This is a genomic window from Pseudoalteromonas byunsanensis (assembly GCF_001854475.1).
In the GTDB taxonomy this organism is placed as follows: Bacteria; Pseudomonadota; Gammaproteobacteria; order Enterobacterales; family Alteromonadaceae; genus Pseudoalteromonas; species Pseudoalteromonas byunsanensis.
In genome coordinates this window covers 331,569-351,235 of record NZ_MNAN01000031.1, presented here as the reverse complement: position 1 = coordinate 351,235, position 19,667 = coordinate 331,569, and the positions used below count along the sequence as shown (strand labels likewise).

The window sequence follows — 19,667 nt, the reverse complement described above, 5'->3', positions numbered from 1 at the left end:
CCATGACTACAGCAAATTTAAAAGCTCGGTTGGCGAAGCTATCACCCGAGCAGCGGGAGCTTTTGCTTAAAAAGCTCCAAAATAGCAAAAAAACGACTAAAAAAGAAACAGTTGCACCGGTTACACGGGAGTTCGGTTTATCCAATGCACAGCAAAGAATGTGGTTATTTGAGCAGTTAAACCACGGCGATAATGCATACAATATTGTGTCAGCATTACGCTTTGTAGGAGACTTTAACCCAGACGCATTTCGTTGGTCTATCCAGCAGTTAGTCAACCGTAATGAAATGTTCAGAACCTACTACAAAGAGGGGGATACCCCACTACAAGTGGTAGAACCTGAGTATCAAGTAGAAGTGAACATGTTAGCCCCACTGGCGCTGGATTTTGTTAAAGATGCAGAGCAGGTAGAAGCATTTGTTGCCAAACAAAGTGATGTTGCCTTTGCGCTAGACAAGCTGCCATTGTTCAGTGTGGACTGTGTGCCTCTAGCTGATGGGTCACACATCATCATGTTTGTGATCCACCACATCCTAGCGGACGGTTGGTCACTGGGTTTGATTGAGGAGCAATTAAACGAGAACTATTTTGCCTACTTGGGCGGGCAGCGCGACGATGTTAAGGCCAATGAATGTCAATTTAGAGATTTTGTTGCTTGGGAAAAGGATTGGCTAGAGAGCAGTAGCGCCGATCAGCAGCGTCTTTACTGGAAAAAACAGCTACATGGTGCACCAGAGCATTTACCAATGCCAACAACTGTACCGCGCAGTTCACAGTTAACACTGAACTCTCAGTCACACCTGTTCCAATTGAGCGAGCAGCAAATTGAGGGCTTAAAACAGCTCGCCAACGAGCATCAAGCCAGTTTCTTTATGGTATTGGTTGCCACCTTTAAATTGGCACTGAGCTACTTCAGTGGTGTTGAAGATTTAACCGTGGGGACACCGGTGGCTAACCGTAAACGCGCGCAGTTTGATGGCGTTATCGGCATGATGTCAAATACCGTGGCATTGCGTAGTCAGCCTAAACGTAGCTGCACGTTTGTCGAGTATTTAGACCAAGTTAAAGCAATGTCTTTACAGGCATTTGCGAACCAAAACGTACCATTTGAAGAAGTAGTTGATAGTTTGCAGCTAGAGCGTAGCGCGCACTACTCGCCGCTATTCCAAGTGTTGTTTGCATTACATGCATCGGATAAAGAAGAGCTGCAACTGGATGATATTCAAGTGGAGCCAGTCCACCTTGCTCGTAAGACCATTGAATTTGATATGATTTTTGAGTTCTTCACCAGCAATTTCAATGATCATCAGGTGGTATTTTCTTATAAAGAAGACTTATTTTCAGCATCGATGATTGAAGCCTTAACGGCGACTTTTAACGCTATCGTTGATTATGTGACAACCAGTGCGGTATCAGACTTACCGTTGGCAGAGTTATTCACCCCCCTAAATCAGGCTGCAGGTGTAGTTGCCCCAGTCGCAAATTATGAAGTCACTACAGAGCAGGTGACAGCGTGCATCAGCGCACAGACAGACAACAAAGCGTTGCAACAGCAATGGCAGTCTTTAGATACAAAATTGAACTGGCAGCAGTCGGTCAATTTTATGCAGCAATATTTACCGCTAACAGCACAAGATACGGTGCTATTAGAAGCGCAGCTAAGCCCAGAATTATCATTACTGGTTAGCCTTTGGGCATCAGTGACAGGGGCACAATGTCACTTTATTAACAGCCTTGATGAGATACGCGAAAACGCTACTGTGTTAGTTGCCAATCCTGCAGCGGCACAATCACTGAGTCACATGCGCACAACACAGGCGTTGCGTGCTGTGCTGGTCAATGGAGCGCAACCTGATTTTGATCTCACTGCCTTGGCAGTACCCGCTTACTTTATTTGGTCAATGCCACATTGTTTACCTAGTGTGATAGCAAGTTCAGCAACGAATGATAAAGAGGTTGCTTACACTGGAGAAGTCAGCATTGTGAATAGTCTGGGTGAGGTGTTACCTGAGGGCGCAGTGGGTGAACTCAAGGTGGAGCAGCACTTAACAGGAATTGCGGCTTGTATTGAAAATGGCGAGATCTGTTTATTGCACTACATAGGCAACCGCCATAGTCAGTTACAGGCTTGGCACAATGGTCGCTGGGTTGAGTGCGCAGCTATAAGAGCACACCTACTTGCTCAGCAAGGTGTGCAAGATGCACTGGTTTATAACCGCAAAGATAGTGCGGGTATTTATCGTTTAGTGGCTTACATTGTTACCAATCGTCCATTATCGGGTGAGCGCTTATACGGTGAGTTAAGCGAGGCGCTGCCAGCACATCAAATTCCTCATGCACTTGCTTTTGTGTCGCAATTACCACGTAACACCCAAGGTGCAATTAACTTTACTAAGTTGGAAGAAATCGCGCTATTTGACCGTGAAAAATTGATTGGTGTGGAAGGTTATCTTGAAAATAACTTACGCACTCCTGAGCCTATTTCACTACAACAACTTGCGCGTCAGCAGCAAGACAGCGAGGCATCACAGAGCAATGACACGCCTGCGACAAGCTTAGGAGAGACGCTTGATTTTGACGCTCTACCGAACAACTTAGCGCAGCTTTTGTGTAATGCAGCACAAACCGAGCATGGTGTTACCTTTGTGCTCAATGAGCAAGGCGAGACGTTACGCATTGGCTATGCTGAATTATTAGAACAAGCCAAACGAGTGGCAAATGGTTTGCACTGTGCGGGTCTCAAAGCAGGGGATCGTGTGGTGTTGCAGCTTGCTAATAACGCCGATATCGTGCGTGCGTTTTGGGGATGTTTAGTCGCAGGGATGGTACCTATGCCGGTGGCGTGCCCTGACAACTATGATGCCGAAGATAAAGACTTTGAGAAAATCACCAGCAGTGTCAAAGATTTAAATATCAAGGCGGCTATTTGCGAACACACTAACCAGAGCGAACTGACAGAGCAAACAACACTTGAGCATGCCTTGTTATTAGAAGAGTTACTGGTTCAGCAGCCGGGCGAAGTGCATGGCGCAGACGCGGATGCGGTGACGTTATTATTATTGACCTCAGGTAGTACAGGTAAACCTAAAGCGGTACAGCAAACACATCGTGCTTTGATCAGCCGCTCGGCAGCCATGGCGAAAGTGGGGCAATTTGACCAAAACACCACGAGCTTCAACTGGATGCCACTTGATCACGTGGGCGGTATCGTGATGTATCACCTACTTGATGTTTACTTGGGCTCTAACCAATATCACTGTGCCACCGATGTGATTTTGAAACAGCCACTATTATGGCTTGACTGCCTAAGTCAGTTTAAGGTGAACAACACTTGGGCTCCTAACTTCGCATATGCACTACTTAACGAGCACATCGACCCAGAGGTTGATTATGGCTGGGACTTGAGTGCCTTGCATTTTGTACTCAATGGCGGTGAAGCGGTTGTTGAAAAAACAGCGAAGCGTTTCTTAGAAAATCTAGCCCCTTATCAGTTAAGTTCAAAGGCCATGCACCCAGCATGGGGCATGTCTGAAACCTGTTCAGGGGTTGCGGTAAATACCGACTTTGATCCGTTAAACAGCCCTGGCAATACACCTTATGTCACAGTAGGCGCAGCGGTGCCTGGCGTGCAAATGCGTATTGTTGATGGTGACGATACGGTACTTAAAGAATCTCAAGTCGGGCAGCTGCAAATCAAGGGTGCGCCTGTGACGATGGGGTATCTGAATAACGAAGAAGCCAACGGTGAAGCTTTCACAGATGATGGTTGGTTTATCACCGGAGATCTCGCGGTGATCAACCAAGGTCAAATGGCCATCACCGGTCGAGCCAAAGATCTGATCATTATCAATGGTAACAACTACCAAGGTCAGGAAATTGAACAAGTTGTTGAGTCGGTTGAAGGCGTATTGGTTGCGCATACAGCTGCATGTGCAGTGAGAAAGTCGGCAGATGATACGGATAAAGTGGCGATTTTCTTTACCACTGACAAGGTAGAAGAGGCTGAGCTTAGCGAGCTTAAGGCACGTATTCAGCAGGCTTGTTTACGCAAGTTGCAAGTGGCTTGTCAGTACTTTATTCCACTAGAGGCTGATGAATTCCCACGTACGTCAATTGGTAAAATTCAACGTAATAAACTGGCGAGTGCTTTTGCAGCGGGTGAGTTTGATCAGCGCATCATTGAGTTTGATATAGCGCAAGATGAGCAGTATCTACCAGCTTGGTTCTACCGTCCACACTGGCAACGCGCACAACGCGGAGCAGAACATCCTTGCAAGTTGGATACGTTAGTTATCGGTGCTGACAACTCACTGGCTCAGCAGCTGAGTGCAGAGATTTTAGACACATCAAATGTACAGTGTATTACGGAACTATCTCAGTTAGAGCAAGCGCTAGACTTGGGCGATACGTGGCGCGTTATTTACCATGCACACAGCACAGAGTCACTCGGTGACGTGCTGAACATTGTACAGCAAGCGCAGCACAAGCTAGCGAGATTAGATGTGATCACACAGCAGGCATTTAGTGTTGCTGGTGAAACAGTTAATACTCAACTAGGTGGTCTACACGGATTCTTGGCAACGTTACGCCAAGAGTATCCTGCACTTGCTTGCACACACATTGATGTTACAGAGACTTCGGCTCATTTAATTAACGAACTGCGAGCGGCTACACCAAGCTCTACGGTTGCTTTACGTGACAGTGCGCGTTACGAGTACAAGCTCGCTCAGGTTGATAAGTTCAATCATACACAACTATCAGAACCGTTTAGCTCAGACACCTTCACCTTAATCACAGGTGGTATGGGTGGCATAGCTCAAGTGATCACGCAGGCCATGACACAAAATGGCTCGGCAGATGTGTTATTGGTTGGGCGTAGTGAGCTCAATGAAGCGCAGCAGCTAAAGCTAGCTAGCTTAGAGAGTTCGGGCTGCAAAGTGGCTTATCAACGCTTAGATATTACAGACAGCGCAGCGCTAAAGCAGGTGATCAGCGACTATGAGCAACGCTGGAATAAGCCAATTGGTAGTGTGCTACATCTTGCTGGTCAATTGCGTACAGCGATGATTGCCGATGAAGATATCACAGCATTACAGGCGTCATTACAGGCAAAAGTACACGGTGCGATGGCCATAGGTGAAGCGTTGGCGGGGCGTCAGGATGTCAGACAAATCCACTTTGGCTCAGTGAATGGCTATTTTGGTGGTACACAATATGCGGCGTACGCGGTGGCAAACAGTCAGTTAGAAGCAATCTGTCACTCACTTAAAGCGCAAGGCTATCCTGCACAGTGCTTACATTGGAGTATGTGGCAGCAATTAGGTATGAGCGCTGAGCATGTAAACAATGAACAAACACGTGCTAAAGGTTATTACGTTCTGACTCCAGAGCAAGGGGTAGCAGCTCTGCGCTTAGCGTTAGCGACCGATCACAGCGCTTTACTTATCGGTATCGACCAAAGTAATTTATTTATCAGTCAGTATGTTGCGCAAGCGACCCATGCAACACAGGTTATTGCCTCAACCGCAGAAACTTTAAGTTTATTACCAAAAACCGATGATTTTGGACAGCGTATAGAAACACGCGTCACGGATGCGAATGAGGATGACAGTGCTCAAGCTTGTTATGTAGCGGGTCGTGATGAACCCAAAACAGTGCTGACACACTTAGCCCAGATTTTCTGTGATTTATTGTCGTTATCTCGCGTGCGTTATGACGATAACTTCTTTGCCATCGGTGGCGATTCAATCATTGCCATTCAGGTGGTGGCCCGTGCCAAAGGCGTAGGGATCGCAATCGAGCCTCGCCAATTATTCGAAACTCAATCTTTGACAGAGCTCAGTGCTAAAGCGGGTATTGAAGAGGTCACCGTTGATATTGATGAGTTCATCACTGGTGAAATTAAAACCGCGGCGATTGGGCGTTGGTTCCACTCTTTAGCGTTGAGTGATCCACATCACATGAACCTCTCTACTATGTTGAAGTTTAAGCAAAAGCCTGATTTAGCGCGTTTGCAAAAAGCAGTTAGAGCGCTCATGAAGCACCACGATTTACTACGTGCACGCTTTGATGTGAATCAGCCTGAACTACGTTGTGAAGTGAATGCTAACTATGACATTGAATTAGAGCGTATCACCCTCGAACAAGACGACACTGTGCCATTTGCAGAGCGTTTAGAGCGTGTTGCAACGGGACTGCAGAGCTCATTGAATATGGATGAAGGGGCGCTTGTTCGAGCCATTTATCTGGAAGACCCAGGTACGGGTAACGACCGCTTATTGCTGGTTGTGCACCACTTACTGATCGATGGTGTATCTTGGCGCATTTTGGTGGAAGACTTGATGTTTTACTATCAAGCTCCTGAGCAAAAAGCTCTCAAAACAGCAAGTTACAATACATGGATCAACGCATGGGAAGAGTACCTAGACAGTAATGATTGTGCCGAAGAAGCTCGTTGGTATCTAGAGCAGCATCAGCAGGGTGACGGGAATGATGAATTGGCGTTTGTAGATAATCGTTTTGAAAATACGCGCCAAGAAGAGCAATCCATCGAATTTAAGTTGGATAAATCGCTATCAGAAAAATTAGTTCGCCAACTACCAGCTAAGTGTAACTTGTCTATCAACGAGGTGTTGTTAACGAGTCTGCTGCTGGCATATGAGCAATGGGCCGACCAACCTAGCATGTATCTGATGATGGAAGGTCATGGTCGTGAGAATCTACCAGCAAACACACCGGATGTAAGCCGCACTGTGGGTTGGTTCACTTCACTATACCCTGTGCGTTTAAGTGGCGCGGCGTCAGGTGAATTGAGCGATACCTTCAGGCAGGTAAAACGCCATATGGCGGCTATTCCGAATCAGGGCGTGAGCTTTAACTGGCTGCGTTACCACACTGCGGATAATGCGCTGCGTAATATGCCTGTACCACACATGAGCTTTAACTACTTAGGCACATTTGATGTGGCAGATGAGCGCGACATCAGTTTTGCGCCTGAATCTTCAGGGGTACAAACTTCGCATAGACAGCAACGTTTGTACGAAATTGATTTTCTTGGTGCGATGCTGGATAAGCAAATCAACTTCTCCATCATCTTTAATCAGACCCGTATTAAGCGCGACAAAATTCAAGCATTGGTTGAGCTGTGGCAAAGCAAGATGGTATTTATCGCCGAGCAAGTTGAGGCTTTACCGCGCTTTAGCTCAGAGGCTCAAACTCAGCTGCAGTATTTTGCCAATGATGCCCATCATGCCAGTACACAGCGTATGTTGGCAGGCCTCGCGGACAATGACATCCATACGGCAATGCCAGCGACTTCTACACAAGTTGGATTGATGTATGAGAGCTTGGTCAGTGACACACAAGGGATGTATGTATCGCAGTTGGTAAACCAGCTACGTGGGGAGCTCAATGAAGCAGCTTTCAAGGCAGCCTGGCAAGCGATTGTGGAAAGACACAGCATTTATCGCACTGCATTTCATGTAAACGATGAGGGTGTGTTTGTTCAAGCGGTTAAAGAGTACGTGCAAGTACCTTGGCAATCTCACGATTGGACGCATTTGGACTCACAGCAGCAAGAGACGAAGTTTAATGCTTTAGTAGCGCAAGATGCCCAAACCAACTTTGACATTGCACAAGCGCCACTGATGCGTATCAACCTAGTGAAACTCTCTGATGATTGCTATCGCATGTTGCTCAGTGAGCACCATGGTATCTCTGATGGTTGGTCACGTGGTGTAGTGCTAAAAGAGCTAGCGCAGTTCTATTTAGCGTATCTAGATGGCAGTGACCTTGCGTTACCTCCAGCACACCCGTTTGCTGACTATGTCGGCTGGTTAAACCGACAAGACAACCAAGCAGCGAAGCAATTCTGGCAGCAAAGTTTAAGCAATGCACCGATGAGTAAGCCATTGGCAGGTCAAAACGAGGCGACTCATGTGGCGAGCATAGACAGATTTTCTTGTCACTTTAGTGCAGAGCTGTCTGAGCAAGTACAGAGCTTTGCTAAACAACACCGCATCACCGTCAATACCATAGCGCAGCTCGCATGGGCACTGACGCTATCTGTGTACAGCGACAGTAAAGATGTGGTGTTTGCAACTACCTTGTCAGGACGTCCTGCAGCTCTTGAGGGAGTGGAAGAAATCGTAGGGCCGTTTATCAACACGGTACCGGTGCGCATCAAACTAGATCAACAACAGAGCATATTGGGGTTATTGCAACAATGTCAGCAGTTACAACTGGGCATTGCTGAAAACGACTTCTTGCCATTGAGCGAAGTGCTCAAACAAGGTGGTTTAAGTTCGGTGAGTGACGTGATCAACAGTCTATTTGTGTATGAAAACTTCCCTCTGACGGCGCCAACCAAGCAGCCTGATAGCAGTCTGTGGGTTGAATGGGTAGATAGTCTGGATAAATCCGAATTTCCACTGTCATTGATGCTCGTACCTGAGCAGCAGCTCGAGTGGGTGGTGTATTACCACACGCCACATTTCGATGCCGCATTTATTAAAACAATGTCTGAAAACTATCAAGCAATTTTAGCGACATTAATGGACAGCAGCGCACAAAAACTCATGGATGTAGCGCTACTTCCAAGCACTGCCTACGCCAAGATACAGCAGCAACTCAAGCAGACCAAGGCGTTATCACAGCAGGCAGAAGATACTTCGATTGAAGTATTAGAATTTTAAAAATGACAAGAATAATAAAGAATTAGGAATAAGAAAATGACATTAACAGTATTAAAACAAGCACAAGCACAGGGCGTATTACTTTACCTAGACAACAACAAACTGAAAGCGCGAGCGGCTAAAGGTGCGATGACGGACGATTTAAAAAAGAGCATCGTAGAGCACAAAGAAGCGTTGGTGGCGCAGATGTCTGCGTTCAGTTTGTTGAATCTCAATGATGAATTGATTGAACAGCAACAGAGTTACTGGCTGAAGCAGTTGGCTGACTCTAGTGAGCAAGCATGGCAGGTACCACTAAGCAAACGTTCTGCCAATACCAAAGATGCGCAGTACAATGAGCATACCGAGGTGCTGGATGCTGGATTATTGGCTCAGTTGGATGCCTTTGCGATAGCACAACAAACGGATCGTTTTGCGGTGTTACATAGTGCGCTATGTGCCCAATTAAATCAGTATTCAGGCGTGAAAGATTGTGTGGTATCGCAGCATCTGCAAGGCGGTATGGGCTACTGTGCGGATAACTTTGATAACAGTGTTGCGCTGCGTATGAAAATGACAGACGATGCGTCATTTAAAGATTATCTAAACCACTATGAACAGCAGCGTATTGCAGCACTGAACAACGCAAGTTTGACCACTGGTTTATTGGCTGAAGCACTACAAAAAGATGAGCACTCTAGTGTGGCAGGTCAACCTCGTATATTTAGTGGTTATTATGAGCAAGCGCGCGCTGAACATGACTATGATCAGGGGTGTGATCTGAGTGTGTCGTTTGTGGCCAAATCGTCTTCACTGGAAGTGACTTGGCGCTACAACGTGGAGTGTGTATCAGACACATTCGTAAAGCGTTTTATAACGAACTTCCAAGCATTGATTGGTCGTGTGTTGAATGCTGATGTGCAACCTCTCAGCGCCTTGTCATTGTTATCTAAATTCGAGTATGAAGAATTACAGTATTTAGCGCAGGGTAGTAGCGATGAGCGACACCTACAATACGGCTCCGTATTAGAGCGCTTTAATACTTGGGTTGAGTCAACGCCTTCGGCAACTGCAGTGACGGATCAAGCGCAGTCATTGAGCTATGCACAACTAGATGACAAAGCCGCTCAGGTTGCATATCACCTGCTTGATAACGGTGTGAAGCCTGGCGATGTGGTAGCCGTGAGCATGGCTCGTTCTGTTGACTTTATGGTCGCGATTTTAGGGGTACTAAAATCAGGTGCAGCTTACTTACCGATTGACCCAAGCTACCCGACCGATCGTGTACAACATATGCTCAATGATAGCCAAGCGCGTATGCTACTCAATCATTCAGATAATGCAATTACAGCTGAATTCTCAGGCACTGTAATGAGCATTGACTCTTTACAAGGCATCAAGGCGCGAGCATTACCACAAAATCGGGCTGATGATTTAGCGTATGTGATTTATACCTCAGGCTCAACGGGGTTACCAAAAGGAGTAGCCTTGTCTCACAGTGGTGCATTGAACTTATTTTTCAACCAATTAGATTGCTTTAAAATGAGTGAGCAAAGTCGAGTATTGCAATTTGCTTCTATCAGTTTTGATGCCGCTACTTGGGAGTGGATGATGGCATTGCTGGCGGGCTCAAGCTTATATATCTGTCCTGAAGGCGCGCGTACCTCTACACAAGATTTGGCCGATTACCTAGTTGATAATGGCATTACTCATGCCACATTACCGCCCTCGTTGTTAACTCATATGGATATTGAGCGTGATTATCAGTTTGATGCGTTGATTGTGGCCGGTGAAGCGATTGAAACGGCACTTGCATGGCGCTGGGCTGACAAATTCCCACTTTACAATGGTTATGGACCGTCTGAAAGTACGGTATGTGCATCGGTTGACCGTATCCGTGCCAACGAAGTGGTCAGCATCGGCAGCGCATTGGCGAACTTAAGTCTGTACGTGGTGGCTCCGAATACACAGCAATTGGTTCCTCGTGGCGCGGCAGGCGAACTACTTATCGCTGGTGCATCATTAGCTAAAGGTTATTTACACAACGAAACATTGACCGCGCGCAGTTTTATAGAAAGCGATTTAGGCAATGGCAAAGTACAGCGTTTGTATCGCACTGGTGATTATGTTCGCCTGTTGGAAAACGGCAAACTGGAGTTTTTAGGCCGTATTGACAATCAAATTCAATTTAACGGTTTCCGTATCGAACTCGGTGAAATCGAACAGGTAATTCAAGCGCAAGCGGGTGTGAAATCAGCCCTAGTGATCCTAGACCCGCACTCACAGCTAAAACGTCTGGTCGCTTATGTGATCAAAGATGGAGATACTCTAGATAGTAATGCTGTGTTGAACGGCGTTAAAGACCATTTACCTGATTATATGGTGCCTTCGGTTATCGTGACGGTTGACAGTTATCCACTGACGCCTAACGGTAAGGTGGACACCTCTAAATTACCTGTTGCAGATTTAAGCGCTGGTAGAGAAAATGCTTACGTTGCCCCAGCAGACGAAGTACAAACCTTATTGTGTGAACAATGGCAACAACTATTGATGGTTGAACAAGTTGGTATTACTGACAGTTTTTTTGAACTGGGTGGAGACTCGATTCTGTCTATTCAAGCGGTGGCTAGAGCGAACCAAAAAGGTATCAACATCACCACCAAGGGGCTGTTAAAGTTACAAACGATTGAGAAGTTGACGGCTGATCTTAGCGAACAAGCACCGCAAGAAGTTAAAGCAACACAAGAAGCGTTGAGTGGTAATGCACCATTGTTGCCAATTCAGCAGTCATATTTAGACAACACGCAAGTTGATCATCATTACTTTAACCAAGCCGTGCTGTTGTCTGTACCCAGTGATCTGAATCAAGCGATGCTGACGCGCATTGTCAACGCCATGATAACTCGACACGATGCGATGCGTTTGGGCTTCAATCAAGATCAACAAGGCCAATGGAGTGCTCAGTACCAAACCTTCAGTGAGCAACAGATTAATGCCTGTGTTGTAGCATTGGATTTGCCAGAAGACTCTGCACAACAGGCTGAATTTATTGAACAAGTCGGTGAGCAATATCAAAGTAACTTTGCGCTAGTAGGCGACCCGTTGATCCGCGCGGTATTACTGAGTTCAAAAGACACGCAGTATGTATTATTTGTTGCACACCACTTAATTATTGATGGCATGTCTTGGCGTGTACTACTACAAGATTTAATGCAAGCTTATGGTCAATTGAACCAAGGCCATGAGATAGCATTAGGCGCAAAAACATCAAGTTATCAACAGTGGACTGAAGCGCTCGCAGATTACCAAGACCCAGCACAAGATATTTGGTCACTATCACAGCCAGTAGACCAGATTGTAAGCGACTTTGATGAAAAGGGTGACAATAGCCAAGCTTCAACACAAATGTGGCACTTCGAACTCAATGAAAAAGATACACAAGCGTTATTAAAAGAGTGTCCAAGCAGCTATAACACAACTATTAATGAATTATTGCTCTCTGCATTGGCGCAGGCATTACACCAGTGGCAAACGCTCGATACCGTCTCTGTGATGTTAGAAAGCCATGGTCGTGAGCCGCTATTTGATGACATTGATACAAGTCAAACGGTAGGTTGGTTTACCAGTATCTATCCGTTGGTTCTTAATTGTGCCGATGCTGAAATGGGTGCGACCATCAAAGACATAAAAGAGCGTTACCGTGCTATTGCAAATAATGGTATTGGTTTTGGTTATTGGGCGCAGCGCAATCCTGAGCTAGCAAGGCAATATAATCCTCAGATTTTGTTTAACTACTTAGGTCAGTTCGATCAGGCGGTTGATAATGAGAGTGGCTTCGCCTTTGCAGAAGGAAATTTAGGTAAAGCTGTGAGTGACAAGCACCAACGCGAATACTTGTTGGGTATTAACTCGCTAGTGAGTGAAGGACGTTTGTCAGTGGCACTGGATTACAGTGAAAACCGCTTTATGGCTGATAACATCAAGTCGTTTAGTAACTTGTTAGAGCAAGCACTAATCGAGCTTGTGGCACACTGCAAGGTTGTAAAACAACAATATACGCCATCGGATTTCCCTTTGGCATCCGTTACTCAAGAAGAGCTTGATGCGTTACAGCAACAGCACGATATTGCAAGACTATATCCTGCGACTTCAATGCAAAAAGGCATGATGTTCCAAAGCTTGGTAAAAAATGATGCCTATTTAACACAGAGTGACTTTGTCTTTACGGGGGAGATTAACCTCACGTACTTCCAACAGGCATGGCAATCAGTGATAGAGCGCTTTGATGTATTTAGAACGCTCTTTGTAGGCTCAGGTGAGTCACTTCATCAGTTGGTGGTCAAGCAAGCGACATTACCTTGGCGTGTTGAAGATTTGCGTGAGTTAGATGAGCCGCAGCAACAACAGCGCTTTAATGAATTTAGAACGCAAGACCGTCAACAGGGTTTTGATTTGGCAAATAGCGCCCCTATGATGCGAGTTGTGGTGTTCAAGCTTGCAGATGACAAGTACCGCTTATTATGGACTCACCACCACATTCTTCTAGATGGATGGAGCTTACCAATAGTGTACGGTGCTGTGGTTGAAAGCTATGAGAGTTTAATGCAAGGCAAGCCGTTAGTAAGTGCTCCAAGTGGTGACTATGAGTCATATATTGGCTGGTTAGGTGAGCGCTCACAAAGTGATGCTCAGCAATATTGGCGTGGACAGTTGGAACACATTGATAACCCAACACCGCTAAATATTGATAAATTACCAACGGATGGAGAAACCGGCCACCATGTTCAGCGCCAGTTATTGTCAAAGGAACAAACAGCTCGTTTAAAAGACTTTGCAGCCAGTGCACAAGTGACCGTTAATACTTTACTGCAGTTCGCGTGGGGTTACTTACTACACCGCTACAGTAATGAAGAACAAGTGGTATTTGGTTCGATAGTATCGGGTCGTCCTGGTGAATTGCTGGACGTAGAGCAAATGGTTGGCTTGTTTATCAATAACATTCCCGTGGTGCTCAACCTTGATAATAAACAATCAATCCGTGCGCAATTACAGGCGATGCATGCTAACTTCCAAGAAGCGAACGAACATTGCTATGTACCACTTAATGAAATTCAGTCTTACAGCGAGGTTGAGGGCGGTTATCAGCTATTTGATAGCATCTTCTCATTTGAAAACTACCCGTTGGATGCAGCGGTAAGCGCGGAGAAAGAAGCAAGTATTGCCGTTGAGTCGGTGGATGCCTTCGAAGAGAATGAATACAAACTGACTATCAATGCAGGCCTTAGCGACACGTTGATCGTTCGTTGTAGTTATTACAAAGATCAGTTTGCACAAAGCACCGTACAGCGCGTACTTGAACACTATATTCAGATCTTATTACAACTGCCGCAGTGTGAGCAGTTGACACAGGTTGAATTATTAACAGAGCAAGAGCAAACACAATTGCTAAGTATGGGTGAACAACGAAACACCTATGAAGTGACGCGTTGTATTCACGAGCAGTTCGAGGCACAAGTAGCACAATATCCTGATGCAGTAGCGGTTGTGTGTGATGATCAGCAATTGACCTACAGTGAACTAAACGAACGTGCTAACCAGATCGCGCATTTCTTAATGACACAAGGTGTCGAAGCAGATGAACTGGTGGGCTTATACACAGAACGTTCATTGGAGATGATTGTGGGGATTTTAGCGATTCTTAAATCTGGTGCGGCCTATGTGCCACTAGACCCCGATTATCCAGACTCTCGTATCGAATACATGCTTGAAGACAGTGACATACGCATTGTTTTGACTCAGTCACATCTACAAGAAACCATCCCGACGGATGAACAGTTGTTGGTGTTGGTTGATGAACCTGAGCGTTATGAAGGTTTCCGTAAAGATAACATCAGCACAGCAGATGCGAATGTGTCGCTACAGAACTTGGCCTATGTGATTTATACCTCGGGTTCAACAGGCAAGCCCAAAGGCGTACTGGTAGAGCATCGTAATGTATTGCGTTTGTTTAGCTCATCAGATGAACATTTTGACTTTAAGCAAACGGATGTTTGGAGCTTATTTCACTCGATTTCATTCGACTTCTCGGTTTGGGAGATTTGGGGCGCACTATTTTATGGCGCGAAGCTGGTTGTTGTGCCAAAAGAAGTAGCCAAAGAAACTGAGCGTTTTAGTGCCTTAGTAAACGAACAAAAGGTTACGGTATTAAGCCAGACACCTGCGGCGTTTGAACTGTTTAGCCAACAAGATCAAATAGAGTCACATGATACATTACGTTATGTGGTCTTTGGCGGGGCGGCATTGAACTTTGCCAGCTTGAAACCTTGGATTGCACGTCATGGTGACGATGCACCACAACTTATCAACATGTATGGTATTACCGAAACCACCGTACATGTTACTTACAAGCGCGTAACTCTGGAGCATGTGCTGAGTGAGCAAGGAAGTATGATAGGTTTTCCTTTGTTGGACCTGTCTTCGTATGTACTTGACCAAGAACAGCAATTTGTTGCCATTGGTGTGCCGGGCGAACTATATGTGGGTGGTGATGGTGTCACAAGAGGTTATTTAAATCGTGATGATTTGACCGAGCGTGCCTTTATTGACAACCCATTTACTCCTGGTGAGCGTTTGTATCGTACTGGGGATTTGGTTAAACGCACTGATACTGGCGAGCTAGTTTATCTGGGACGTATTGATGATCAGGTGAAGATCCGTGGCTTTAGAATTGAGCTGGGCGAAATTGAGCATCAGATCCGCGACCATCACTCAGTCAATGAAGTATTGGTTCTAACGCAAGGTGAGCTACACGATAAGCGCTTAGTGGCTTATGTGGTGCTGACTGAGGGGCAAGAGGAACAACAAGCCATTGCTGATTTAAAAGCGAGCATAACGCAAAACTTAGCGCCACACATGGTGCCTGCGGCTTTCGTTGTAATTGATAAAATCCCACTAACCATTAATGGTAAAGTGAATAGAAAAGCACTACCTGCAGCTGATTTCTCGGCATCGGTTGAGGATTACCAAGCGCCAGAAACAGAAGTTGAAGCATCAATGGTTGATATTTGGCAACAGGCATTGAAAGTAGACCGAGTAGGCATTAGCGATAACTTCTTTGCACTCGGTGGGGATTCTATTCGAGCGATTAGTCTGGTGGCAAAAATGAAAGAGTCTGGCTACTCAGTGTCAATTGGTGCACTTTTTGAGAATCCGACAATTAAGCAGCTTGCGTCTGTGGTTGCTCAAGAAGAAGTGCTATCACTGCCGGATGTTCCTGCTTTTTCGATGTTGGAAGAGCCTGAGTATGCCAAACTACGTGAGCAAGCCGATTTCGAGCGTATCGAAGATGCCTATCCCATGACACAATTACAGCAAGGTATGGTGTTCCATAACTTATTGGCAGGCGGTCAGGGCATTTATCATGATGTTATGAGCTTTAAGATTAAGTCGGCATTTGATGCACAGACATTCGCAGCAGCAGTAACTTCATTAGCACAGCGCCATCAAATTCTACGTACTTTGTTTGTGATGGACTCCCGTGCTCCGACTCAGTTGGTGTACAAGCAGCTGGACGTTGAGCCTGAAGTGGTGTCATTAGCTGAAATGACACAGCAGCAGCAGGCTGAGTATTTGACTCAGTGGATCAACGAAGAGAAAAACTCAGCGTTTGATTTTAGCAAACCACTGTGGCGCATATACATTCACCAACTAGATGATGAGTGCTTCCAATACACCATAAGTTTCCATCATGCATTATTTGATGGTTGGAGTATTGCAACGTTAAATACTCAGTTATTTAATGAGTACATTGCACGCAGAGAAGGCACCTATCAAGCAAGTAACGATGTGGCTCTACCTTATAAATATTTGGTGCACCAAGAACAAGCTGCCATGCAATCACAAGAAGTGAGAGATTATTGGCGTAGCAAACTAGAAGATGCAAATCTGCCGTGGTGGGCAGGTAAAACACTGACAGGTAAATCACGTCAGGTACTCGATGTTAGTCCAGAGTCGAGCCAAAAAATTCGTGACTTAGCGAAGCAGTTGGGTGTGCAGGAGAGAAGTATTCTACTGACCACGCATGTAGTGTTATTAGCATTGGTTAATGGTAACAAAGACGTTGTGACCTCGGTTGTAGCGAATTGTCGACCTGAATATGAAGGTGCGGACAAAACACTAGGCTTGTTCTTAAACTCACTACCATTTGTAACGAGCTTAGAAGATCACAGTTGGCAGGATTTAGTTAAGCAAGTGGATGCACAGGTGTCGCAAGATGCCTCTAAACGCACATTACCGCTGAGCGTTATGCAAAAAGATGCAGGATTGGATTTCTCATCATCGCTGTTTAACTATGTTGATTTTCATGTGTATGAAAGCCTTGCAGATGACATCGAGGTAATGGGTGCTCAAGGATCACTTGAACAAAACTATTTGATTAGCGTGACGTACTCAAAAGTAAAACAAGTTGCACAAGATACCTTCAATCTAACGTTGGATATTGATCAGGAAACCTTTGGAGAAGCGATGGCTGAGCGTATGTTGCAATATAGTCAGCGTATCATTGAGAACATTACGCAGACACCAAACAACGCAATCTCATTTACTGAATTAATGAGCCAAGATGAGATGGTACAGCAGTTGGCGCATTGGAATGATACCGCGCGTCAAGATGCTCAAACAGCTACAGTACACCAAGGAATTTTTGCGCAAGCTAGCAAAACCCCTGACGCTATTGCAGTGCAAGCGGGTGAGGCGCAATTGAGCTATCAACAGTTGGTAGACAAAGCAACACGTATGAGTGCGTACTTTGAGTCACAAGGATTACGTAAAGGAGACCGCATTGGCTTGTATATGCCTCGTTGCCCACAGTTAATGGTCACGTTGTTAGCGGTGATGAACTCTGGACTGGTTTATGTGCCAATTGATTTGAAAAATACCCAGCAGCGCGTAGAAAAAATTGTTTCGAGCTCAGAGCTAAAACTGATGGTATCGGTGGCAGAACTGTCGGAGCAAACTGCGAAGTGTGATGTTGATGTGATGTTAGTTGATGATGCACTAAGTACTGACTGGTTAGCAAACGTGATACCACAAGAACACTGTGCGGTATCAGCAAGTGGCAGTGACAGCGTATATGTGATTTATACCTCAGGTTCAACGGGTGAACCAAAAGGAGTTGAAATACACCACCAAGGCTTGATGGATTACTGTCAAACGGGTCTAGATTTGTACTACAACACTGATTTGACTGGTTCATTGGTGGTGACCTCACATGCGTTTGACCTGACAGTGCCTAGTTTGTATTTACCACTATTGGCTGGTGGTACGGTCACCATGACAGCAATGGATGAAGAGATCTCAGGGCTACATCGTGCACTTACCCAGGGCGATAAGCGTCAGTACTTGATGCGTATGACGCCGATGCATGTGAATGCCATGTTGGCTTTGATGGAACCATCTTTTGTTAGCCAAGCGTGTCATGTATTTGTAATTGGTGGAGAAAGTTTTGCACCAAGCGATGCGAAAAAACTACAAAGCTTCTTCCCTCACAGTGTGATTTATAATCACTACGGCCCATCAGAAAGCGTGGTGGGTTGTACTATCGCCAATGTGAGCGAAAAACTCGATAGCGATATTGAAGTATTACCAATTGGTCGTGCGATGCCAAATACGCGTCTGTACGTGTTATCGCCAGAGCAAGAAGTGGTGCCAGTAGGCTGTGTGGGTGAGCTGTATATCGCAGGTAAAGGTGTTGCGAAGGGGTATTTGAACCGCCCTGATCTGACAGCTGAGCGCTTTATCGAAAAGAGTTTTGCCAATGGTATAACCGAGCGCTTGTACAGAACTGGTGACTTAGTTCGTTACGATGAGTTAGGGCAGTTGTACTATATGGGCCGAACTGACCAACAGATAAAAGTACGTGGATATCGTGTGGAACCTGCTGAGATAGAGCAAGTGCTTATGAAGCAGTCGGATATTAACAATGCTTTAGTGACCATGTTAAAAGACGGCAATGGAGAAGCGCAGCTTGTAGCTTATGTTACAACTTACCGTGAAGCCATCATCCACAGCGATTGGTTAATGGAACTAAAAACGCGCCTAGCGCAGTTATTACCTAACTACATGGTGCCGAGTGCGATTGTTCATCTAGATAACATGCCGTTGAGTATTAATGGCAAGATAGATAGAAAAGCACTACCTAAACCTGATGTAATGGGGCAACAAAACTATGTTGAGCCTGATACAGAGACAGAGCAAGCCGTCGCGTCAATATTTGCAGACATCTTGAGTATCGAGCAGGTTGGTCGCCATGATGACTTCTTTGCTCTGGGCGGGCACTCTCTTAATGCCACGCGCTTTGTAGGTATGGTGCGAGAAGTCTTTGCCATTGAGCTACCACTGGTTGAAGTATTCAACCAACGTGATGTGATGCATCTTGCGCAAACTATCGATGAAATAGTGACTCTAAGTCACAACTTAGTTGGGCTTGATGAGCAGTCTGAGTTAGTGGAGATGCAATGGTAAAACGAGATTTACTAACCTAATAGTGAAAATGAGTTAATGTCAAAACCGGCAAGGAAGCTGGTATTCAATCCAAAGGAACAGGATGTCATGTTGCACATCGCAACGCGCTTGTTTGTGACAGCTTGTTCCTTTTATCCTCTAATACAAGGTACGTCTTTTTTTATTTTGATGTACATCACTTTCTGCGCCGAAAAGTTGGCCGTCATCTCATAACTTAAACCCACCAATCAATTAGTTAAAGCAATTTTAGATGATTTAACCTTGCTCTAATAAAAAGTTTTTCCCGCTAAATTTCAAGAATCCACAACATCTTACCTAGTAGAAATGGCAGGTGACAGTTTTCCAAAATATGGAGACACTACATCGACTTATATTCCGTAGTGCCGACGTACTAGGAGAAGGATATGTCGCTGTCGTAAAAGGAGCATAAGCTGGGTAGGCCTTGGTAGGTTGCACTGTTAAAGGTTGCAGGCC

The 19,667-nt window shown here is 45.4% G+C and carries 2 protein-coding genes; both read left to right on the top strand.

The features are described from left to right. The first annotated feature begins 2 nt into the window (after positions 1 to 2). Complete coding sequence (locus BIW53_RS11855; protein WP_070992205.1) at positions 3 to 8,693, top strand: SDR family NAD(P)-dependent oxidoreductase; 8,691 nt, start codon at positions 3 to 5, stop codon at positions 8,691 to 8,693. A gap of 36 nt (positions 8,694 to 8,729) precedes the next feature. After that, complete coding sequence (locus tag BIW53_RS11850) at positions 8,730 to 19,193, top strand: non-ribosomal peptide synthetase (protein ID WP_070992203.1); 10,464 nt, start codon at positions 8,730 to 8,732, stop codon at positions 19,191 to 19,193. The last annotated feature ends 474 nt before the right edge of the window (positions 19,194 to 19,667 follow it).

Coding starts and splice junctions, on each gene's coding strand:
- BIW53_RS11855 (WP_070992205.1), top strand. CDS start 3: ATGACTACAGCAAATTTAAAAGCTCGGTTGGCGAAGCTATCACCCGAG.
- BIW53_RS11850 (WP_070992203.1), top strand. CDS start 8,730: ATGACATTAACAGTATTAAAACAAGCACAAGCACAGGGCGTATTACTT.